At 41.0% G+C, this 21799-nt stretch carries 26 protein-coding genes and 1 riboswitch; of the genes, 9 read left to right on the top strand and 17 right to left on the bottom strand.

The genetic code is table 11. The features are described 5' to 3' along the window. Positions 1–12: 12 nt before the first annotated feature. Positions 13–399 carry a winged helix-turn-helix transcriptional regulator gene (locus tag PTT44_RS00430; RefSeq protein WP_004695464.1) on the bottom strand — a complete coding sequence of 129 codons (387 nt, stop codon included), beginning with the start codon at positions 397–399 and terminating at the stop codon, positions 13–15. Between the two features lie 115 nt (positions 400–514). Here PTT44_RS00430 and PTT44_RS00425 point away from each other — a divergent pair, with 115 nt between their 5' ends. After that, positions 515–1297, top strand: a complete 783-nt coding sequence (locus PTT44_RS00425; protein ID WP_168158304.1) for an SDR family NAD(P)-dependent oxidoreductase — start codon at positions 515–517, stop codon at positions 1295–1297. Positions 1298–1387: 90 nt separating this feature from the next. Beyond that, complete coding sequence (locus PTT44_RS00420; RefSeq protein ID WP_168158183.1) at positions 1388–1942, top strand: flavodoxin family protein; 555 nt, start codon at positions 1388–1390, stop codon at positions 1940–1942. Positions 1943–2006: 64 nt separating this feature from the next. Here the strand turns inward: PTT44_RS00420 and PTT44_RS00415 are convergent, their stop codons facing one another. From PTT44_RS00415 to rpoD, 6 genes are all read right to left on the bottom strand, one after another. Continuing rightward, positions 2007–3401: an APC family permease gene (locus tag PTT44_RS00415; protein WP_010327325.1), complete on the bottom strand. Its 1395-nt coding sequence runs from the start codon at positions 3399–3401 to the stop codon at positions 2007–2009. Between the two features lie 265 nt (positions 3402–3666). After that, positions 3667–4851, bottom strand: coding sequence for an iron-containing alcohol dehydrogenase (locus PTT44_RS00410; RefSeq protein WP_004982825.1), 1185 nt, complete (start codon positions 4849–4851; stop codon positions 3667–3669). Position 4852: 1 nt separating this feature from the next. Beyond that, on the bottom strand, positions 4853–5332 hold the full coding sequence (locus tag PTT44_RS00405; RefSeq protein WP_216076700.1) for a hypothetical protein: 480 nt from the start codon (positions 5330–5332) through the stop codon (positions 4853–4855). A gap of 132 nt (positions 5333–5464) precedes the next feature. Continuing rightward, positions 5465–6124: a lipoyl(octanoyl) transferase LipB gene (lipB, locus tag PTT44_RS00400; RefSeq protein WP_168158182.1), complete on the bottom strand. Its 660-nt coding sequence runs from the start codon at positions 6122–6124 to the stop codon at positions 5465–5467. Positions 6125–6286: 162 nt separating this feature from the next. Further along, the gene (locus PTT44_RS00395) at positions 6287–6574 is read right to left on the bottom strand and encodes a YbeD family protein (protein WP_039890011.1); all 288 of its coding nucleotides are present in this window, start codon (positions 6572–6574) and stop codon (positions 6287–6289) included. 122 nt (positions 6575–6696) lie between these two features. Next, positions 6697–8583: an RNA polymerase sigma factor RpoD gene (gene rpoD / locus PTT44_RS00390; RefSeq protein ID WP_168158181.1), complete on the bottom strand. Its 1887-nt coding sequence runs from the start codon at positions 8581–8583 to the stop codon at positions 6697–6699. A 433-nt stretch (positions 8584–9016) separates the two neighbouring features. Here rpoD and PTT44_RS00385 point away from each other — a divergent pair, with 433 nt between their 5' ends. Both PTT44_RS00385 and PTT44_RS00380 read left to right on the top strand, forming a co-directional pair. Beyond that, a complete protein-coding gene (locus tag PTT44_RS00385) occupies positions 9017–9226 on the top strand; it encodes a PA3496 family putative envelope integrity protein (protein WP_004982817.1) in 210 nt (69 codons plus the stop codon). A gap of 70 nt (positions 9227–9296) precedes the next feature. Next, complete coding sequence (locus tag PTT44_RS00380; protein ID WP_004695482.1) at positions 9297–9821, top strand: YecA/YgfB family protein; 525 nt, start codon at positions 9297–9299, stop codon at positions 9819–9821. A gap of 117 nt (positions 9822–9938) precedes the next feature. Here the strand turns inward: PTT44_RS00380 and PTT44_RS00375 are convergent, their stop codons facing one another. Next, a complete protein-coding gene (locus tag PTT44_RS00375) occupies positions 9939–10541 on the bottom strand; it encodes a LysE family translocator (RefSeq protein WP_168158180.1) in 603 nt (200 codons plus the stop codon). Positions 10542–10645: 104 nt separating this feature from the next. On the opposite strand from PTT44_RS00375, the gene PTT44_RS00370 reads away from it, so the two are divergent. Continuing rightward, positions 10646–11539 (top strand): LysR family transcriptional regulator, encoded by an 894-nt coding sequence (locus PTT44_RS00370; protein WP_168158179.1) that lies wholly within the window; start codon positions 10646–10648, stop codon positions 11537–11539. 63 nt (positions 11540–11602) lie between these two features. Here PTT44_RS00370 and PTT44_RS00365 read toward each other — a convergent pair whose 3' ends face one another. The 4 genes from PTT44_RS00365 to trhO all read right to left on the bottom strand — a co-directional run bounded on the left by PTT44_RS00365 (position 11603) and on the right by trhO (position 14178). Continuing rightward, a complete protein-coding gene (locus tag PTT44_RS00365) occupies positions 11603–12016 on the bottom strand; it encodes an ABZJ_00895 family protein (RefSeq protein WP_168158178.1) in 414 nt (137 codons plus the stop codon). A gap of 22 nt (positions 12017–12038) precedes the next feature. After that, positions 12039–12653 (bottom strand): DedA family protein, encoded by a 615-nt coding sequence (locus tag PTT44_RS00360; RefSeq protein ID WP_168158177.1) that lies wholly within the window; start codon positions 12651–12653, stop codon positions 12039–12041. Between the two features lie 78 nt (positions 12654–12731). Next, on the bottom strand, positions 12732–13031 hold the full coding sequence (locus PTT44_RS00355) for a hypothetical protein (protein WP_078425296.1): 300 nt from the start codon (positions 13029–13031) through the stop codon (positions 12732–12734). Positions 13032–13245: 214 nt separating this feature from the next. Then, a complete protein-coding gene (trhO, locus tag PTT44_RS00350) occupies positions 13246–14178 on the bottom strand; it encodes an oxygen-dependent tRNA uridine(34) hydroxylase TrhO (protein WP_168158176.1) in 933 nt (310 codons plus the stop codon). Positions 14179–14358: 180 nt separating this feature from the next. On the opposite strand from trhO, the gene PTT44_RS00345 reads away from it, so the two are divergent. Together PTT44_RS00345 and PTT44_RS00340 are read left to right on the top strand one after the other, a co-directional pair. Next, positions 14359–14844: a DUF1289 domain-containing protein gene (locus tag PTT44_RS00345; protein WP_004982805.1), complete on the top strand. Its 486-nt coding sequence runs from the start codon at positions 14359–14361 to the stop codon at positions 14842–14844. 81 nt (positions 14845–14925) lie between these two features. Beyond that, positions 14926–15540: a LysE family translocator gene (locus tag PTT44_RS00340; RefSeq protein WP_168158175.1), complete on the top strand. Its 615-nt coding sequence runs from the start codon at positions 14926–14928 to the stop codon at positions 15538–15540. Between the two features lie 64 nt (positions 15541–15604). Here the strand turns inward: PTT44_RS00340 and ribB are convergent, their stop codons facing one another. After that, positions 15605–16264, bottom strand: a complete 660-nt coding sequence (gene ribB, locus PTT44_RS00335) for a 3,4-dihydroxy-2-butanone-4-phosphate synthase (protein ID WP_168158174.1) — start codon at positions 16262–16264, stop codon at positions 15605–15607. Between the two features lie 105 nt (positions 16265–16369). Continuing rightward, positions 16370–16532: riboswitch (FMN riboswitch) on the bottom strand. Between the two features lie 246 nt (positions 16533–16778). Here ribB and PTT44_RS00330 point away from each other — a divergent pair. Together PTT44_RS00330 and PTT44_RS00325 are read left to right on the top strand one after the other, a co-directional pair. Then, positions 16779–18563, top strand: coding sequence for a DUF2157 domain-containing protein (locus tag PTT44_RS00330; RefSeq protein ID WP_168158173.1), 1785 nt, complete (start codon positions 16779–16781; stop codon positions 18561–18563). After that, entirely contained in the window at positions 18560–19162 is a 603-nt protein-coding gene (locus tag PTT44_RS00325; RefSeq protein ID WP_168158172.1) for a GDYXXLXY domain-containing protein, read from the top strand. Before PTT44_RS00330 ends, PTT44_RS00325 begins: the two co-directional genes overlap by 4 nt. Before the next feature lie 63 nt (positions 19163–19225). On the opposite strand, the gene panD is transcribed toward PTT44_RS00325, so the two are convergent. The 4 genes from panD to PTT44_RS00305 form a co-directional block, all read right to left on the bottom strand. Next, a complete protein-coding gene (gene panD / locus PTT44_RS00320; protein WP_004695506.1) occupies positions 19226–19606 on the bottom strand; it encodes an aspartate 1-decarboxylase in 381 nt (126 codons plus the stop codon). Between the two features lie 143 nt (positions 19607–19749). Next, positions 19750–20331, bottom strand: coding sequence for an aminoacyl-tRNA hydrolase (gene pth / locus PTT44_RS00315; RefSeq protein WP_004695508.1), 582 nt, complete (start codon positions 20329–20331; stop codon positions 19750–19752). Between the two features lie 18 nt (positions 20332–20349). Continuing rightward, positions 20350–20646, bottom strand: a complete 297-nt coding sequence (gene rplY, locus PTT44_RS00310; protein ID WP_004695511.1) for a 50S ribosomal protein L25 — start codon at positions 20644–20646, stop codon at positions 20350–20352. Positions 20647–20747: 101 nt separating this feature from the next. Beyond that, positions 20748–21701, bottom strand: coding sequence for a ribose-phosphate pyrophosphokinase (locus tag PTT44_RS00305; protein WP_004695513.1), 954 nt, complete (start codon positions 21699–21701; stop codon positions 20748–20750). Between the last annotated feature and the right edge of the window lie 98 nt (positions 21702–21799).

The raw sequence follows: 21799 nt of genomic DNA, 5'->3' as shown, positions 1-21799 counted from the left end.
AACAGAGCCCGCTTAAGCGGGTTCTGTTTTTTCTAGCTTTTGATCGAATCCAGCTCTGGATTTTAAAACTTTAAGCATATTGGCTTCGACCCAATCTTTCATTTGATAGGCATTTTGAGCAAAGTCTTTGCCAATCTCGGTTAACGCATATTCCACTCGAATCACGTTATCTTCATGAATGGTTCGCGTCAAAAAACCATCGCGCTCTAAGATCTTTAATTTTTGTGACAGTACTTTAGGTGAAATACCTAAAACATTTTTCTTGAGCTCATTAAAGTGCTGTGACTCCTGATCCAGTGTATACACAATCAATAAAATCCACTTGTCTGCAAATTTTTCAAAAAAAAGACGAGCAGGACAATCTGGATGAAAAATATTAAATTTCATTGGTTTATTCATTTCTAACCATGCTCCTTTTACGTTCTATCTTCATTTGAAACAATCAATCAGACCAGTTACCAAGTGGTAACTAATTGATACTAGGTTTCATAAGTGTATCATGAATACAGACTTAATGCAGCGCTGTCATCAGACTACGCTTTCGCAAGATACTGGCAATTGGATGGATCACATGATGAAAGTTTCAGAGGCTGTTGTTTTTATTACGGGTGGGAATCGTGGCTTAGGACTTGCCATCGCTCGGGAGGCACGTCGTCAGGGCGCTAAAAAGATCTATGTGGGTATGCGCCAGATTGGGAGCTTTCAGGAAGAAGGGCTTACCCCGATTCAACTGGATGTAAATGACGAAGCATCTATTCAGCAGGCAGCAGAACAATGCGCAGATACCACGATTCTTGTGAATAATGCGGGCATTGCACTTTTGAATGAACATCCTGTCGAAGCCAGTATTATCACGACTACGCAAAAGATTTTGGAAACCAATTTGTTGGGCTTGATGCGAGTGACGCAAATTTTTGCTCCGATTTTGCAAAAGAGCCAACAGGCTTATGTGGTCAACATTCTCTCGGATGTATCTTGGGAGCCAAGCACTGTTTTGACCAGCTATGCCATTTCTAAAGCGGCAGCATGGTCCTATACCAACTCAAGTCGTCAGTGGTTGTCTCAGTTTAATATTCAGGTCATGGGGGTGCATGTGGGTTTTATTGACACCGATCTGACTCGTTCATTACCCATTCCGAAGATTGCGCCAGAAACAGTAGCTCAAGAAATCTTTCAAGGCATCGAGCAAAATGCTTATGAAGTTTTGATCGGTGAAAAGACCCAGCAGTTGAAGCAGGGCCTAAGCGATGAAGTTGCAAGTTATGTGAAGCTCAAGCCCGATCAGGCCAGTATTTAAGATATTTCATACTATTTATTTTTAATGGTTTACGCAGCGTCATGCTTGACGCAGCAATGCCAATCAAGTGATTCAAAAGAGGAAACTAAAATGTCGAATATTTCAGTGGTTTTTTATTCAGGCTATGGACATACCAAAGTGATTGCACAAACTTTTGCGCAAGAAATTGGTGCAAATTTGGTGGAGATTGACCCAAATGGCGACATTTCAGAGCAAGATTGGCTGACACTGGATCAATCTGATGCAATTGTATTTGGTGCACCAACTTATATGGGCACTGCGCCGTGGCAATTTAAAAAGTTTGCCGATGCATCTTCAAAAAAATGGTTCACTCGTGCATGGCAAGATAAAATTTTCGGTGGCTTTACCAATAGTGCAAGCTTAAATGGTGATAAGCAACTGACCTTAATTCAACTACAAACACTTGCATCGCAGCATGGCGGTATTTGGGTAAGCTTGGGCTTATTGCCTGCCAATAGTAAAGCGGCAACCCGTCAAGATGTAAATAATTTGGGTGGTTCTGTAGGCTTGTTGGTGCAATCACCATCGGATGCGAGTACGGATGAAATCCCAACCGGGGATCTCGAAACCACAAAATTCTATGCACAACGTATTGCTAAAATAACTAAACAATTTAAGGGCTAGTTTTTTAGCTCTAGTTTAGAAAAGAAAAAGACGCACTTGGCGTCTTTTTCTTTTGAATGAAAGATTAGAGCGGATCGTCAAATTCATTATGTTGTGGTGCAGGTTGCTTAAAGCCTTTGGTTTTATAACCTAAGTATAAAATACCAAACATTGCCCACCATAAACCGAATTTCAACGCGGTTTCTTCAATCTCTAGCCACATGGCAAAGATACTGAGGAATCCACACATTGGAATTATCACAAAGCTCAAGATATCTTTAATATTCTTTGTGCGGCCATCACGCAGTGCATATCTTGAAATCACCGATAAGTTTACAAAGGTAAATGCAGTTAACGCACCGAAGCTGATCATCGAAATTACGATGTCTAAGTCCATGAAGCCAGCGGTTAATGCCACAGCACCTACAATGAGAATGTTATAAGACGGTGTGAAGCTTTTCGGACTAATGTGACCAAAAATCTTCTTGTTAATCACGCCATCGCGGCCCATCACATACATTAAGCGTGAAACGCCTGCATGTGCCGAAATACCCGATGCCATAACAGTTACAATTGCGAAGTACAGCACCACCGTTTTAAACGCAACACCACCGACGGCTTGTAAAATGTCAGGCTGTGTTGCAGCAACATCTTCAAAGTAAGTCTTTGGATCGTTCGGGAAGTAAATCTGCATGAAGTAGGTGCTGATAATAAAGATCACACCGGCCAAAAGTGCCGTTAAGAAAATCGCTTTAGGTAGTGTTTTCTCGGTATCTTTTGTTTCTTCTGCAAGCGAGCTGAGCGAGTCAAAACCTGTGAATGAGAAGCACAGCAAAGTCGCACCTGTAATCAGGGCACCCAGTGAAGTAAGCTCATTCCAGAATGGCTCTAAACTCCATAACTGATATTTCGCATTGACCAAAGTACCATCTGCGTTGACGCCACCAGCAAGTAAGCTGTAAACCATCCACGTGAAGTAAGCAATCACACCTAACTGTACAAAAACGATCAAACCATTAAAGTTTGCAACGAAGCGTGCACCACGTAAGTTGACCGCGGTCATAAATGCAGTTAAACCTACCACCCAGACCCAATGGTTTACATCAGGGAATAAGGCTTCAAGGTAAATCACGGCAAGAATGATGTTGACCATTGGAGACAATAAATAGTCTAACCATGATGACCAACCGACCATAAATCCGACATTCGGATGGATGGACTTTTGCGCATAGGTGTAGGCTGAACCCGAGGAAGGGTAGCGACGAATCATGTGACCATAACTGATCGACGTGAATAAAATTGCAATTAAAGCAATGATATATGACGTTGGCACATGATAATGACTTTCTTCTGATACTAAACCGAAAGTATCAAATAATGTCATTGGTTGAATATAAGCTAAACCAATAATAATGATGTGCCAGAGACCTAGCGTTTTTTGCAGTTTAGCTGCCGATTGAGTCCCAGAAATATTAGTCAACGGCGTTATCCTCTTAATCGTTGATCAAGGATCAGTCATGTTTAATAAGGATCGTTTGAGACGAACGATCCCCCCTGTGTTTAATTTCAAAAGTGCGCCAATCTACATTAATTTGGCCGCTTTTGTCAGTAACTTTTTCAGATTTTTTAGCAGTTTTTATGCCAATAGTTATAAGGAAAGCATTATTCCTTATGGCAAATAAAAGCCCGATGTTTAAAAAAGCATCAGGCTAAGATTGTCGCTATATTGGCTGATTTTTTATGAATTACCAAGCTTTTTCTAAAATTGCTTTTAAATCTTTTAAGCTGGCTTCTTTCGGGTTGTAAATGATTGAACCATCGTTGAGGGCCTTTTCTGCCACCTCATCGAGTTGTTCTAAGGTCACTTTTCCTGTTTCACTCAAGGTACGGGGTAACTTGGTTAGGGTAAATAAGCGATCACGCATGGTGAGTAATGTGCTGATGGCTTTGTCTGCACGTAAGTGGGCAGGAGTCTGCGCATAAATGTCTGGCCCTGCAAGTGGTAACAGGAGCTCTGCAATCTTGTCTCCATTCACTTCCTTGTTAAATTCAAGCACATAAGGGAGGAACAGGTTCATGCATAGTCCATGCGGCAAGTGTGCCACTGCACCTAAGGCATGTCCAAGTGAGTGTACAAGGCCCACCATCGAGTTTGAAAATGCAATGCCAGCCATGGTCGAAGCTTGAGCCAATTCTAAGCGGCCGTTGGCATCGCTTGGATTATCCAGCACATTAAACAAGTGATTGCTGACTTTCTTAATTGCAGCCGTAGCATAGGCATCTGAAATCGGATTGTGTGCCATGCATGTATAGGCTTCGACGGCATGGGTCATGGCATCCATTGCGGTCATCGCGGTTAAGTGCGGTGGCAGGGTTTGGGTCATGCGTGGATCGAGAATCGCAGCATGCGGCATTAAATAGTACGATGCGAAAGGCAGTTTGACATTTTTCTCTGGATCAGACACCACTGCAACCATGGTAACTTCAGACCCTGTACCTGATGTGGTTGGAATCACAAAAAAGGGTTTGAGTGGTTTAGGTAGGTTGTGTGCCCCAGAGTATTTGAGTAAGTCATCACCACCTTCAGATACCAAAATATTGGTGGCTTTCGAGGTATCAATCACCGATCCGCCACCGACAGCAATAATCGCATCGCACTGGTGTTCACGATATAAATTGGCGGCTTTACGCACCGTCTCTAAGCTTGAATCGGGTGGAACATCATCAAAAATTGCACCAATAACTGCATCGGTAGACTCAAATGCTGCTTCAATGGGTGCCAGTAAATTATTGGCACGTACACCTTTGTCGGTAATGATTAAAGGTCGGGTTGCCCCTAATGTTGCCAGTTCAAACGGAATGTGTTCTAAAGCAGCATGACCAGCGATCACTTTTACAGGACAGAAAAATTCGTAATAAGGCTTCGCCATGTTATGCACTCCGTTTTAAATATGATTGGGCTACTTTGAGATAAATATTTGCAGCACCAGTGAGTTTTTCTTTTAAGCCCAATTCAGTTGGGTATTCTTTGACGGCAAGTTCAGCGACCATTTTCGGTAAAATCAACGATTCCATTTTATTCAGACAGCGGACGAGGCGAATCGCATAAGAAATATCGCCATCTGCAATCATACGGTCGTGTGCAAAAGCTTGTGCTGTACTTTCTTGAAATGAAAACACCAAAAAGGCATGGCTTAGATGTTTAAAAGTGATGGTTAAATCTGCCTTTAAACTTCCCGGAGTAAGTAATTCGAGTTGATGGTTTTCGGTCACTTTGGCTAAAAAAGCCGGGCCGTTTGGAAAGACATTCATCGATAAGGTGAAATTGGCTGGAAATTTGGCAACTTCTTGTTGAATTTCACTATCGACTTGGCTGGCCATGACCAATCCTCGGCCAATCACATCCATCATAAGTTTGACATAGGTCAATTGCAGAGCGGGTTTCACTGAATTTACGTTAATCACTCGCTGTTGTCCTTTCTAAAAATAATTATTAGTTTAGAGTAAATACTCTAATTTATTTTTCCATGAAAAGCAAAGCCTTTATATATGCTGTACTTGAACTTCTTTAAAGTAACCGCTGTGCTGTAAAGTTTCAATAATGTCGGCACATAAGTTTTCAAAGCGCGGATAGTCTGATTTGAGGTCTGAGATACGCACCATTTCTAAGCCTGCATAGCCACATGGATTAATGGTCTGAAACCCAAATAAGTCACAGTCAATATTTAAGGATAAACCATGATAACTGCGGCCTTTACGAATTTTAAAACCCAATGAGCCAATCTTGCGTCCATCGACATATACGCCGGGTGCATCAGGTTTGGCATAGGCCTCAATCTCATATTTTTTGAGTAATTCAATCATGAGGTTTTCAGCATAAGACACCAAGGTGCGGACGTTCCAGCCAAGTCGGTTGAGGTCAAACATAAAATAGGCCACCAACTGACCGGGACCATGCCAAGTGACTTGCCCCCCGCGATCCGTTTGTACTACGGGAATGTTGCTGCTCATAAGGATGTGTTCAGGTTTTCCAGCTTGACCTTGAGTGAGAACATCATGATGTTGCAAAATCCAAAGTTCATCGGGTGTGTCTGCATCCCGTTGTTCAGTCAGTACTTTCATTTCTACAAAGCGGTCAGCATATGAAGTTAAATTATCAAACTGGCGAATAATCAGTTGTGGTTTGAGAACGGCATCTGACACGGCACTTGCGTCCTTATAAAACAAAAAGTATGTCTGAAATTATAAAGAAAAGATCTAGAGCGTAGGAGGATTTCTTCAGTGAATAAGCTGAATTCAATAGATCAAAAATTTAGGCACAAAAAAACACGCTCGTAAGCGTGTTTCATTGATACATCATTTGAATTACAGCGCCGTTTTAATTAACGGACAAGCTGCAAGGTCTGCATACAGTTGATGAACTTGTTCTAATTCTTCAAAACGCAATTGGGCAGTTAAAGAATGGTATTTACCTGTGCGTGATGGTTGGACTTGGATCGATTCACCATCAAAATCAGGGAAATGTTTGACTAAAATTTCAACCACTGCAACATGTAACTCAGTGCTGGCAAAGCCTATGAGTTTGATTGGGTAGTCCATCGGGAATACCCAAAGATGTTCTTGTAATTCACGTGATGGTGTACGGTCTAACATAGTCATGAGCGTCAGTCCCCCTTATTTCAAACGCCTGCGAAACTGCAGGCGTTAGGTGTTGCTCTTAAATACATAATGGAGACTCGTGATTAAATTTCAAGTCTCCAGTGTATCGGTATCAATTAGTCGTTTTCTAGGAATGAACGTAAGTGTTCAGAACGAGAAGGGTGACGTAATTTACGCAGTGCTTTCGCTTCAATCTGACGAATACGTTCACGTGTCACGTCAAACTGTTTACCCACTTCTTCCAAAGTATGGTCCGTTGGCATATCGATACCAAAACGCATTTTCAAAACTTTCGCTTCACGTTCAGTCAAGTTTTCAAGCACTTCACGCGTTGCTTCTTTTAAGCCTTCAGACGTTGCAGCATCGACAGGAGAAGTGATGTTGCTGTCTTCAATGAAGTCACCCAAATGAGAATCTTCATCATCGCCAATCGGTGTTTCCATCGAAATTGGTTCTTTAGCGATTTTCAGCACTTTACGCACTTTAACTTCGTCCATTTCCAGACGTTCACCGAGTTCTTCAGGTGTTGGTTCACGGCCCATTTCTTGCAGAAGTTGGCGTGATACACGGTTGATCTTGTTAATGGTTTCGATCATGTGTACTGGGATACGAATGGTACGCGCTTGGTCGGCAATCGAACGAGTAATGGCCTGACGAATCCACCATGTTGCATAAGTCGAGAACTTATAACCACGACGGTATTCAAACTTGTCTACGGCTTTCATCAAACCAATGTTACCTTCTTGGATCAAGTCCAAGAATTGTAAACCACGGTTGGTGTATTTTTTCGCAATCGAAATAACCAAACGTAAGTTGGCTTCAACCATTTCTTTTTTCGCGCGGCGTGCTTTCGCTTCACCTACAGCCATACGTTTTGAAATGTCTTTGATGCCTTTAACATCAAGGCCCAAATCTTTTTCGATATCTGCAATTTTTTGTTGGAACGCTAAAACGTCAGGACGTACTTTTTCAAGATAGCCTTTTTGGTCTGGCGAAGCTTTCGCAATTTGTTCATCTAACCAAGCAAAGTTTGATTCTTGACCAGGGAACGAAGTACGGAATTGAGTACGATCCATACGACCACGACGTACTGCATAGCGCATTACTTCACGTTCAGAGGTACGGATTTGTTCATGAGTACCGCGGATCATTTCCGAAATGATGTCAAATAAACGTGGTGTAAATTTGAACATCATAAACACAGTTGCAAGTGACTCTAAAGCGTCTTCTGCTTCTTTGCTTGAACGACCATGTTTTTCGATGATGGTTCGGGTGTTTTTCCAAGCAGCACTCAGTTCGTCAAAGCGCGCTTTGGCAATTTCAGGATCTGGGCCAGATTCACCTTCAGAATCATCATCACTTTCAGACTCTTCTTCTTCTTCGTCGTCATCCAATTTCACATCTTTGGTAGACTTGGTTGAAGAATCATCTTCTTCATCAATTTCAGACTCTTCTTCAAGAACTTCTGGAATCGCTTCATCAGTTTCAGGGTCTAAATAACCTGAAAGGATGTCTGCAAGGCGACGTTCGCCTGCTTCATAATCTTTGTATTCTTGTAATACCACTTCAACCGCATTTGGCCAGTAAGCAATCGAGTGAAGAACGTCACGAATCCCTTCTTCAATACGTTTTGCAATACTGATTTCGCCTTCGCGCGTCAACAGTTCAACAGTACCCATTTCACGCATATACATGCGGACAGGGTCAGTGGTACGACCAGGCTCATTTTCTACAGAGGCAAGAACAGCAGCGGCTTCTTCTTCAGCAACTTCATCGGCAGCTTCATTACCACCTTCAAACATTGCATCATCAGATTCAGGCGCACGTTCGTGCACAGGAATACCAACGTCTTGAAGCATTTGAATAATGTCTTCAATCTGTTCGCTTTCAGTGATCGAGTCTGGGAGATGATCGTTAACCTCAGCGTAAGTTAGGTAACCTTGCTCTTTGCCTCGGCTAATCAGAGCCGCTACTTGTGAAGTAGGGGAAGTCATATCGCTCATCTTTGCTTACTCTTCGTTGAATCTGTGGCAGTGGAAAACTGTGCATCTGGGCACAATTCGCTTCATAAACTTATTTGTAAATAACTGCGTATTCCATCAGGGATAGTCAGCCAAAAGCTGCCTGATAAAATATTAAAAATATAAATTCAGTGATTTAGATGGGGGTGAATTTGTTGTTTTCAAGTTCATCCCTAGCGTACTCAAGTTCAAAACCCAAATTTGAAATCTGAAAGATTTGGATTTTATGTGACCATTTAAAGTCGTAAACTATAAAGACGCAGGGTGGATTATATCATGCCATAAAAATTGGTTAGAAATAAAGACTAAAAATCAAATTAATTGCTCTAAATGCAAATAAAACTTGACAAGGTTCTGGAACCCATATAAATAGCGGCTAAGACCCTTCACATTTTTTCACTATGAGGTAGTTTTAGTGTCTTCTACAGATTTTGAACTAGATGATAACTACGCTGATGATGATGTTAATTTTGATGAGTCATCAAGTAAAATTAGTGCGAAAGAATCATTAGAAAAACGTCGCCTGATTGATGACCTTCTTGCACAGCGCCGTTTGGAACGTGAGCTTAAAGATTTTGATTACGACATCGACGATGACGACGATTTTGACGACGAAGAAGACTAAAATCAGATGTAGCATCGTGTCTGAAAATGCTATGCTAATGCCCTAATCAGTTTCTGAATTTGGATTTGAAATGAGTGCTTTAGATTTAGACTTATTGAGTGAATATCTAGATGGTGACCAAAATGAGTATGGTCTAGATTTTGCAGCGACTCATGGTTTCTTGTGTGCAATTGCAGTTGGTCCTACTTTTGCAAAATGGTTGGATGAACTTTTTGATAATAATCAAAAGAAAGTGCCTGCCGAGATCATCGCGCAAGTGAAAGCTTGGCTTGAGTCTATTCGTCAAAACCTTGCCAATGAAGAAGGGATTGAATTTCCTTTTGAAATTGAAGAGGCAGATGTTGAGTCAAGTTTAGGGGATTGGAGCGTTGGTTTTGTCGATGCAATGTTCCTCAATGAAGATGCATGGTTCACGCCTGAGTTTGAAGAGCAACTGGTCGATCTTACTTTACCAATTATGGTATTTAGTGGGATTGATGAAGAAGATCCGCAAATGGAAACTTTCCGTCGTAACGGTCAGTTAATGGATGAGCTTGCAGAAGAAATTCCAGAGAACTTAAACGAACTTTATCTCATGTATCATACACCAGCATAATTGTTCTTGCGTCGTGACATCAGCGATGCAGGCATTAGCAAGCAAATAAAAAAACGTCCCTAGAGGACGTTTTTTTATGCCCAAATTTTAGTGTTTAAACGCAGGTACCACTCATGCTTAATTTGTGAGAAATAAGCAAAGTCCTAAAGTTGCGAGTACGGTACCGATGACACGGTTAATACTCACTTGTTTGCGTAAAATTTTATTTCGGATCACTGGGGTAGAGCAGAATAGTGAAATGAGCAAAAACCACAGCAGATGACTGACCGAGATAAACATGCCATAAACAATTAAATGCATTAGACCATGATTGCCTCGCAGTAACTGTGCAAAGATGCTCATCACAAATAGTGTAGTTTTGGGATTCAAACTGTTGCCAAGAAAACCTTGTATAAATGCTTGCCGTGGATGCAGTAAAGCATGGGTGGTATGGTCACTAATTTGCTGTTGGGTAAATGTTTTGTACCCGATATACATCAGATACAGCGCGCCAATATATTGAATGATATGCAATAGGTTCGGAATGTAGTGCTTTAAGAAACTGAGCCCCAGTACGCTATAGCTAATGTGGATCCATACAGCACAAGCAATACCATATGCGGTATAGATCCCTTGTTTACGCCCATACAGATAACTATTTCGGCTGACTAAAGCGAAGTCAGCACCAGGACTAATGACTGCAAGTAGGGTAATGATTGCAATCGCTATAATTTCATTCACTCATTGATCCTTGTTTGGGTTGAATTAAAAGGATTTATATATTTTTCATATATTTGATATAGTGAAAATCGATTTTAATTCTTTCCTTTTGATGAGTTTTTGGAATGATTGAGCGCGTGTCACTGAATTCTCTTAAGTTTTTTTATTATGTCGCCCGTTATGACAGTGTAACCATCGCTGCTGAAAAACTCTTTGTCACTCAAGGTGCGGTCAGTAAGCAGTTAAAAAATTTGGAAGAGGCACTGGGGCGTCGTTTATTTATTCGTGACGGCAAAAAGTTACAGCTGACGGGAGATGGCCTAACACTGTTTGATTGTTGTGAGCAGGTCTTTCCTCAGATTGACCAGTGCCTCGTGCAGATGACAAGAGAAAAGAAGAATGAGAAGAAGACCTTAATCTTATCCTGTGAACCGACTATCGCCATGAAATGGCTGATTCCGCACTTGGTTCAATTTAAGCTACGTTATCCTGAGATTGATATCAGTTTGTTAACAGCTGGTGGAGAAGCGGATTTTAAAGCGCTAAACATCGACTTGGCCTTAAGGCGTAATGATTTTGAGTGGGGTAAGGCCATTTATAGTGAAAAAATGGCAGATGAGCATATGGTTTGTGTATCGCGTCACAAGCATTTAGCCCCGATGTCACAGCTGTTTATTTCCAGTTCGAGACCTAAACTTTGGACACAATTTAAAGATACATATAAAGCGCAGTTTAAGCATTTTGAAAAAGTAGCGTTGGAACATTTCTATTTGTGTATAGAGGCATGTTTAGCTGGTTTAGGTGCAACAGTGGTTTCAGCCTATATGGTTGAAAAAGAGCTCGATTTTCAAATGTTAGATATGCTTACCCCGATTGTGCAAGATGGCTCCGCTTATTATTTACTTTCCGCATCTCCTTTTGAGGATGATCTGCATAAAGTCATTTTTAAGGATTGGTTGATTGAAGAAATGAGAACTAGCCAAACAAAGTTAATGGCACTTTCCGCTCAAAAACACTAATGACGTGCGGCATTTGATCGTTATCTATCAAGCATAAAAAAACACCTCAAACGAGGTGTTTTTTTATGGCAACTTTTTAAAACAATAGTCTGCGTACCAACCATAGGCAATATGAAAAATAGCGCCATGAATCGCGACCATACACAGCATAATGACAGCAGTGAGTCCAATGCCGGCATTATCGACGGATTTCATAATCGCTTCAGCATTGGGATTCATTAGTACTAAAAACAGCATAAAGAAACTACCGACTATAATTGCGACTGCACTTGAACCCCAAACCAGTTGAATTTTTTCATGATTGTTTGGAACACGGTGTTCTTTTTTCACAAAGTGTCCGACACTAATCAGTGCACAAGCCACTAAGGTCGGAATTAAGGTTAAACCGCCAAGGTTTAGACCAAAGACCAGTACGGTGATTAACAGCACCAAAGCAATGCTATATACCGCCGCAAAATGCAGTAAATAGTGTTTCATGTATTTCCCCAAAATAAATAAATTAGCCGCGTGTTTTACCTAAATGTCTGCGATATAAAAACCAAAGGATAATCACAGCGACAATGGCAATAATGACATAACCGACTTTGCTAAAAATTTGATGCATCAGTGCTTGGTTTTCACCAAAGTAATAACCGACTGTTGCTAAAAATGTTGTCCAGATAATTGTACCGAGTCCACTATAGAACATGAACTTCCAAAAGGGCATACGGCTCATTCCCGCAGGGATGCTAATCAGTGAACGTACCGCAGGAATCATGCGACCAAAAAATACAATACGGTGACCATACTGCTCAAACCAATCTAAGGATTTTTTCACATCGGTGGATTTGATAAATAGATATTTACCATAGCGGTCAACCCATCTGAAAATATGCTCTTGTTTAAATTGATGGCCGATCCAATACAGCACTGCTGCGGCAAAGAGTGAACCAATACATCCTGCAATAATGACCCCAACTAAGACCAACTCACCTTGTGATGCGGCATAACCTGCCGAAGGCATGATAATTTCAGAAGGAATAGGCGGAAAAACATTATCAAGAAACATCAGTAAGGCTATTCCCCAATAACCCAGTTGTTCCATGACGGAGATGATCCATGCAGTGAGGTTCATATAGACCATAAAAATAAATGCGATAAGTTATCTTAAGGACTTATCGCATGTGGGTAAAGAATTGAAATGTATTGTTTTCTATTCGTCGAAACGAGTGTGGGTCAGCGTGTGAATATAGACTTTACGTAAGCTATAGGCCAGCGCAATCGGGATTAAACTAAGCAACGTATAATTTAAAAGATTTGAGCTTAAATGGTAACCAATGCCGAGCGCGATACTTGAACCGATCAACATGCCTAAAACCACGATAAACAAATGCGTGCGTTGTTCAAGCTTGCTTTTGATTTGGTTGAAGCTGGTATTGTGATATTGCTCGATACGGTTTGCTGCGGCATTGCGAATCAATGTGCGATGGCGTGGCATGATTATTTTATGCATGGCAATCATCCTATTTTCGTCGTTTAGGCATGTCATTTTTATTATTATGTGGAGACTTACAGGACACCACTTTAGCTTACTATTTATACAGTATGACTCAGATTGAGTTAAATATTGTGACAAAATTGTTAAATATTTTTAAAAAACGCGAACTGGATAAAAGAATAAGCCCTCAAATGAGGGCTTATTCTTGACTTAAATCATCTGAATGATTTTAAAGGCGTTTACGTTTAGCCGCAGCAATTTGTGACTGGCGCATACGGAAGCCTTCTTTTTGTTTTTCTGTGGTGTTGTCGATACAGTATTTGCATGACACACCATGTTCATAGCTAGGTTCTTCTGCTTCAGCAGGAAGAAGTGGCCAACCACAAGCATGACACTTAATGTTAAGGCCTTCCTCAACACCATGAGTGACAGCAGTACGACCATCAAAAACGAAACATTCGCCTTCCCACATGCTTTGTTCAGCAGGGGTTTCTTCTAAGTATTTTAAGATGCCGCCTTTTAAGTGATAAACCTCGTTGAAACCTTCTTGAAGAAGAAGGGAGGTCGATTTTTCACAGCGGATACCACCTGTACAGAACATCGCAATTTTTTTATCTTTGTGCTGTTCAAGGTTTTGTTTAACGTATTCTGGAAATTCTCGGAAACTTTCTGTTTTCGGGTCAATAGCACCCTTAAATGTTCCGGCTTTGTATTCATAGTCATTACGAGTATCGATCAAAATGACGTCATCACGAGCAATCAGCTCATTCCATTCTTTCGGATCAAGGTAGTGACCGACTAAATCACGTGGCTTTACTTCAACGCCTAAAGTCACGATCTCTTTTTTAAGTTTGATTTTCATTTTACGAAACGGTTTGTCTGCACTGTCAGACTCTTTGTATTCCATTTCGTTAAAACCTTCATTCAGAAGGAATTGATGAATCATATCGATCGCGGCACGGTCGCCTGCAACCGTACCATTAATGCCTTCGCCCGCTACAATCAGAGTACCACACAGGTTGATGGTTTTTACCAAGTCTAAAAGACGTTGTTGAAGATCAGCAGGATCTTGAACTTCTTTGAATTGATAAAGTGCGGCAACAACCCAACCAGTCGTCGCTTGCTGTTCTACAGGTGCAAGCTGTTCTACAGTAGCGTTCATGGAGTACTCCAATGTATTTTGATAGATAATTTTAAGGCGCACATTTTACATGGAATTGAATCAAGATGCGAGATAAGTAAACATTTTAAATGGCTTCTCAAGTGGTAGGGGAGCGTGTATATTCAGTTGCCAAAGACAAAATCCGTTTTGTTTTGGTGCGTTTATTAACAGGAGTATGTTTTGAGTACAGATCGTCGAATTGCCTCTTTGACCCCATGTGCAGGGCGTTGTTCAACGGTATTTGGTGATTCTGTGTGTCGTGGTTGTCGTCGTTTTAATCATGAAGTGATTCAGTGGAATACCTACACTTCGGAGCAGCATCGTTCAGTTTGGCAACGCTTAGATGCACAACTAGATCAAATTTTAGTGCCAATGTTGCCTTTTGCTGATGTGCAGCAGGTAGAAGCTTTTGTTTTATCTAAACGCGTTCGTTTACGTCCCGATGCATCAAAAGGGCGGAAGCTTTATCATGCGTTAAAAGTATGTGAAAAAAATAAGAACTTTACCGAAGAAAGTGGTTTGGGCATTCAAGCGCACCAAGTGAAACCGATTTGGCAAGAGTTTGAGCGCCGTGTTCTTGCACTTGCTACAGCCAGTTATGATTTGGCATTTTTGCGTGCTGACGCAATTCGGCAACATCTCATCCATATGGAAGAGGACGAATAAGTCCTCTTGGTTTGATATAGAAAAAGAATACTCCGCATACCTAAGCTATTTGCGAGAGTGACTGGGGAAAAGGGTTTTTCGATGGTGAATGTATTTGAACTGGCGTTGTACTGTATGGCTGTGGTGGTCATGATTGCAACACCTGGCCCAGTGATGTTGTTGGTTGCCAGTGCAGGTCTAAAAGGTGGATATAAACAAGCCTTAAAAACCATTTTCGGGACGAATTTAGCCTCTTTGGTTCTCATTGTACTGTCTGTACTCATCTTAAAAGGCTTTTTAAACATTGCAGAGCATTGGCTAAATGCGATTAAAATTTTAGGCTGCGTATATATTGCCTATCTCGGTTTTCAAATTTTAAAAGAAGCAATTGCACAAGGAACAGAAACATCGCCTGTGCAACTAAAGGCGGTGCAGGGGGGCTTTAAGCAAGGTTTCTTGGTGGGTATTTCGAATCCGAAGGATATTATTTTCTTTGCCTCATTTTTCCCACAGTTCATTGGGGTAACCAGTGATGTCGATGTCAGCCTTGTACTATTGACCATTCTCTGGATTATTCTAGACTTCAGCACGTTGTCTTTGGTTTATTTGGGTTTTAATAAACTATCGCAGTCCGCTTTGTACAATAAGCTGTTAGGCGTTTGTGGTGCGATATTGGTCACAATTGCGCTCTATGGTATTTATACTGTGTTTGTTTGATGCTGATGGTATTGCATAAAAAAAGCCTCCAATATGGAGGCTTTTTGATGGGGGAGCGTAAAAATTAAACTCCGTGTTTAATGCGATATTGCACCAATTCTTCAATGGTGATCACAGTCAACTGATGCGTTTGCGCATATGCCAACACTTGAATGCCAGAGGCCATAGTTCCATCGGCATTGGTCAGTTCACACAATACACCTGCTGGTTTTAAGCCTGCTAAACGAGCTAAATCAATCGTTCCTTCGGTATGACCGCGACGGGTGAGCACACCGCCTTGGCGTGCACGAAGAGGGAATACATGACCAGGGCGGTTTAAGTCGCTGGCAACAGCCCCATCTTTAATTGCTGCTTTGACTGTGGTGGTGCGATCTTGCGCAGACACACCTGTGGTCACGCCAGTTGCAGCTTCAATGGTCACCGTGAATGCAGTTTTAAACTGACTTGAGTTATCTGACACCATAGGCATAAGCTCTAAGTGATCGGCCAGTTCATCGGTCAGACATAAACAGACAATGCCAGAACCATCACGAATCATGCGTGCCATTGTTTCGACGGTGAGAGTTTCAGCAGCCACAATGAGGTCGGCTTCGTTTTCACGGTCAAAGTCATCCATCACCAAAACAGGTTTGCCTTGGCGGATATCTTCTAAAGCTTGTTGGATACGTTGTTCAGCTGGAGAAAGGGCTGAAAAGAAAATTTCGGGTTGAATCAAACTAGACATTGAAACGCTCGCGTAAAATTGAAGTACGGTTGAACATTTCAGGACTTTGAAAAATTGGCGTAGCAATAAATCCTCACAGGTTTGTACCTGAGATTCTATTGGTCACGTCGTCTTCTTTCATCCGGACTATACCGTCGGCTTTGGAATTGAACCAAATCTGCGAGCCAAATAGATGATTTCTGCTTGGCTGGCTCGTGGGCTGATTCAGTCTGAGTCATTCAACTGAACTTACCACCGGTGGGGAATTTCACCCCGCCCTGAAGCGATGTAAATCCATTATAGTGCTAAATATTTAGAAAAACAGGGGGAGTTTTAGAATGATCAGTTTTATACATAGAATAATTTTTGCTATAGCTTTGCTAAAGACCAACACTCTCTCCGCATGATTTCATTTAGTATGAGTTTAATGTTCAAAAAGAATATCTGAGAAAAACCATAAACATGAATAAGAAGTTTTTCTATAGTTTGAATGGTTTGAAATGATCAAGATAAAAATAAGAGTGAGGAGTTAGAATTGATCAAAATTCAACAATATGATTACCCTTGGAGTGCTGAATCCTTTATAAAGCATCTGCAAGTTTTTGGTTTTACACTCATTGCGGTCAGTATGTTGTATTTGGTTGCCGCCAATTGGTTTATGTTGCCACTGGATATTCAGCTGGCTATTCCCCAGTTGTTATTATTCCTCAGTGCGGTTTGCAGTTTGTGGCTGACAAAACATGATTTTCTAGTGCAGTGTTTACATAGTATCTGTGGTTTGATGATTGGTTTAAGTCTGGCTGTGATTGGTCAAATTTATCAAACGGGTGCTGACAGCTATTTATTATTTCTACTTTGGTCTGTGCTGCTTTTACCGTGGTTATATCGTCCGAATATCGGTGTATTTTTCCTTTTATGTATTATCAGCCAATTGGCGCTGTTTCTGTTTTTTATACAAACCTTTTGGGGGGATCAATATCCAGATCTCTTTTTAATCAGTATTCATGTATTTGCACTGATTCAATTCTATTTCTGCAATAAATATTATTCGAAACTTCGTTATTTATTCTTACTATGGTTTGCCATTCTCTCGATTTGGCATATGGCGATGTATCTCTATGCGGATAAAAGCATTCTTTATTTCACAGTGTCTTTTCTCTTGTTGGGCATTTCACTGGCTTACTATTATCAAAATAAAGATCAGCTATGTAGCGCACTTTCAGCAGTTGGCTTAGGCATTAGCTTTACCTTGATCATTGTGAAGGCGGTGACGGAGTGGTTTGGTCAGAATGAAATTTTTGAATTATTTTTTATCTCACTGATTATTTTTGCGTGGTTTGCTTTCATCAGTTACATGTTGATTAAATTTATTCCACATAGTCGGTTCAATGCTATTCCACTTGCAGTGGGAGCTTGGATTGCGGGCATCGTCTTTGCTACGTTGATGCTGACCTTTTGGGGAAATTTCTCTTTGATTATGGGCCTTGTTTTTGTGGCTTTGGCGGCTTACTTATTGAAAGCTAAACAAAGTTTATTTTTAAGACAATTCGCTTATTGTCTCTGGGTTGCAGGACAAATTGCGGTGATTTTTCACACCGTTGATTTAATGAATCAAATTCTTCCTATTCTATTTTTACAATTGGCGATGCTAGCACTGGCTTATTTCATGCGAACACATTGGTTCTTTGTCTTTATTCAAATTTGGGGTTTATATGCAGCAGGTGTGGCGTGTATTTGGGATATTAATGCACATCTCAGTTGGCGTAATATTGTTGAAAATTTTGTTTATTTAGCACTTTGGAATTATGTTTTTTATCTGGGAATTCTGGCCATAAAATTCATACAGCCAATCGAATATCAACGTAGTTTATTGCTTTCTGCACTTGGGATTATTCTATTTTCCATGGGTTTTTATACTTTATTTGGGAAATACGAATTAGCGAAAATTGAGCACATTCCGATATTGGCTTTTGGTTTACCGATTTTATGGTTTGTGCTTTTTGTCTTTTTACATATTCAAAAGCAGTTTCATTTATTTGCTCATTTTATTTTGACTACTTTTGCAGTAGGGCTGATTTTTTATGGTTATTTCGATATTTTTATTTGTTTGGCCATCATTTCATGGGCATTAAAAACACAAGATAAAGTGATCTATGGATTTGCGCTGGCAACTTTCGCTTTAATTTTAGGGTTTTTATATTATTCCCTTGACGTGACCTTTCTAATTAAAAGTTTAAGCATGTTCTTGTCAGGTCTGATGTTGCTCTTGCTGACATTGAGCTTGATGCTATTTAAGCAAAAAGAGGAGTTCGGCATATGAAGAAAATGATTCCTCTTGCTTTGGCACTACTCAGTATCGCGGTATGTTTAGGCTTAATTTTTAAAAATGAATGGCACTTAAACAATAGTCAAACCATGTATGTGCGCTTGCAACATGTAGACCCGCGTTCGATTATCCAGGGGGATTATATGGCGCTGAATTATCAACTTTATTTTGCGCCTCAGCATTTGAGTCCAGAAAGTACCAGCCAAGCAAACATTAATCAAGAAGATCAGATTTTTTCAGGTCATTATTTTGATGAAGTGATTAAGAACAAGTCTTCAGTGCTCACTTATGTTGAACTCGATTCACAGAGGCGCGTGATACATAGTTATTTTGAGTTGCCGAAAAATGTTCGTACAGCTCGACTGATTTTACAAAACCCGAATAATCGCTATAGCGGACTTTATCCTGCGTCGAGAAGTTTTTTATTTGCAGAAGGTTTGGCGGATTGTTATAAGCAGGCAGAATATGCTGAGTTTAAAGTCGATGAGCGGGGCAATGCGATACTCACGGCATTGAAAGGTGATCAGCTACAAGATTTAGGCTGTGAGAGCAAACGAGATTGGTTGAGCGGGTTTCGTGCTACTCACAATTGATCCAATTGCATTATTCTGCTCATAAAAAAATCCGCATGCAGCGGATTTTTTAATTTATTGGGCTTAAGCCACTTGTACTGGAATACAGTTTGCCATGTGACTTACAGTATTGTCTGGATTTGCATAAACTAAACGTGGTTTATGTGCATTTGCTTCAGCTTCTGTAAAATCACCGAATGTCGCAATAATCATTAAATCGCCTACATCGGCCTGATGTGCTGCACCACCATTGACTGAAATGATGCCAGAACCTTCTTCACCACGAATTGCATAGGTACTGAAACGCTTACCATTAGTCACGTTCCACATGTGAATTTCTTCATATTCGCGGATACCGGCTAAATCCAATAAAAGACCATCGATTGCACATGAACCTTCATAATGAAGTTCAGCTTGAGTAACAACACAACGGTGGATTTTTGCTTTTAATAAACGAGATAGCATGGCTAGCGTCTCCTGAGTGGACCTAAGATCGTTATCTTATGGTTGAATCAATCTGAACTTGCTGGATAAGCAATCAGGCAAGCGCATTTTGCCTTTAAAATGACAGTATGGCAAGCAGCATGGTTCAACATTTTTTTGACTTATCAGTTTGGTTTGTAAGCATTGATTTGATTCATGGCAGGCTGAATCTCACCATTCACCAGCATTTTAGTGCGAGCTAATGCGTGATGGATTGCGTCATCCATTAAATTTTGTTCATTGCTTGGTGCTTTGCTTAAGACATGTCCTGAAACACGTTCTTTTGAACCGGGGTGACCAATACCAATGCGTAAGCGATGGAAGTTTGGACCGATATGAGGGACTATGTCACGTAAACCATTATGACCACCATGACCACCACCTGTTTTTAGGCGAATGACACCAGGGTTCATATCCAGTTCATCGTGAGCAATCAGTATTGCTTCTGGAGCAATATTGTAGAATTTAGCGAAGGGAACAACACTTTTACCAACAAGGTTCATAAAGGTTGTGGGTAATAGCAGACGGACGTCTTGACCTTCGATATTACCACGCCCACTCATTCCATTGAATTTTGGGTCTTTTTTAAGCGTAATGCCATATTGTTCTGCAAGGCGTTCAACAAACCAAAAGCCTGCATTATGGCGGGTTTGGGCATACTCAGAACCTGGGTTGCCCAAACCAACAATCAGTGAAATATTTGACACTAATTATACCAATAACACTTATGCGCGAACGAAGTCAGCGTGCATAGGCGTGTTTTTAGCTGGGTGACGTTGTAACGCTTTGATTTTAACGCTTTCAACTTTGTCGCCAACTTTGATTTCAACAACTTCTTCGAAGAAAGCGTTGTTTTCTAAAGCTTTAACAAGCTCACGAAGTTCTAAAGTAACAGCTACAGGTTCAGCAGCACCACCGTAGATGATAGCTGGAACTTGAGCAGCGTGACGAAGGCGGCGGCTCGCACCTTTCCCTTGGTTAGCTGCTTCACGCGCTTGAGCGTTTAATACGAAGTTTGCCATGATAGACATCCTTAATTTAAGTTTTAAATAAACTAGATCTGCGACCGACCTAGTGAGACAAAGCCCTGCACTGGGCAGGGCTTTTAAAATTCAGCGCTATATTATAGATAAGAATCAAACATTGCGCTAATAGATTCTTCGTTGTTAATACGACGAATTGTTTCAGCAACCATACTCGCAACTGAAACTTGGCGAATCTTACCAAGAGCTTGAGCTTCTTCAGAAAGAGGAATGGTGTCTGTAACAACCAATTCATCAATCACAGAGTTTTTCAAGTTTTCGATGGCTTTACCTGATAAAACAGGGTGAGTTGCATAAGCAACCACTTTGCGCGCACCAAATGTTTTCAATGCATCAGCAGCTTTACATAACGTACCTGCAGTATCCACCATGTCATCTACGATCACGCAGTCACGGCCTTTAACATCACCAATCAAGTGCATGACTTGTGATTCGTTTGCCTTTTGACGACGTTTGTCGATGATAGCAAGGTCAATATCGCCCATTTGTTTAGCAACAGCACGTGCACGAACGACACCGCCAACGTCAGGAGAAACCACCATGAGGTTGTCATGTGATTGTTGACGAAGGTCAGCTAAAAGCGCTGGTGTACCGTAGATGTTGTCTACAGGGATATCGAAGAAACCTTGGATTTGGTCAGCGTGAAGGTCGATCATTACCACACGGTCAATTCCTACAGTTGTCAGCATATCTGCGACAACTTTTGCAGTAATTGGAACACGTGATGAACGAGGACGACGGTCTTGACGCGCATAACCGAAATAAGGAATCACTGCGGTAATACGACCAGCACTTGCACGACGCAAAGCATCAGCCATAACGAGGATTTCCATTAGGTTATCATTCGTTGGGGCACAAGTAGGTTGTACGATAAATACGTCTTTACCACGAACATTTTCAGTAATTTCGACAGCAATTTCACCGTCAGAAAATTGACCAATAGATGCAGCACCTAAAGGGATGTGCAAGTGGCTTACGACTTTTTGGGCGAATTGTGGATGTGCAGATCCACTAAAAACGACAAGATTGGGCATGAAGCACCCTTGGCGGTTGGCAATTTAGGAATTAGATGGCAGGGGTAGCTGGATTCGAACCAACGGATGCCGATATCAAAAACCGGTGCCTTACCACT

The organism is Acinetobacter sp. Gutcm_16 (assembly GCF_028649355.1).
GTDB classification, from domain to species: domain Bacteria; phylum Pseudomonadota; class Gammaproteobacteria; order Pseudomonadales; family Moraxellaceae; genus Acinetobacter; species Acinetobacter johnsonii.
This window is presented reverse-complemented; position numbering and strand designations above follow the sequence as displayed.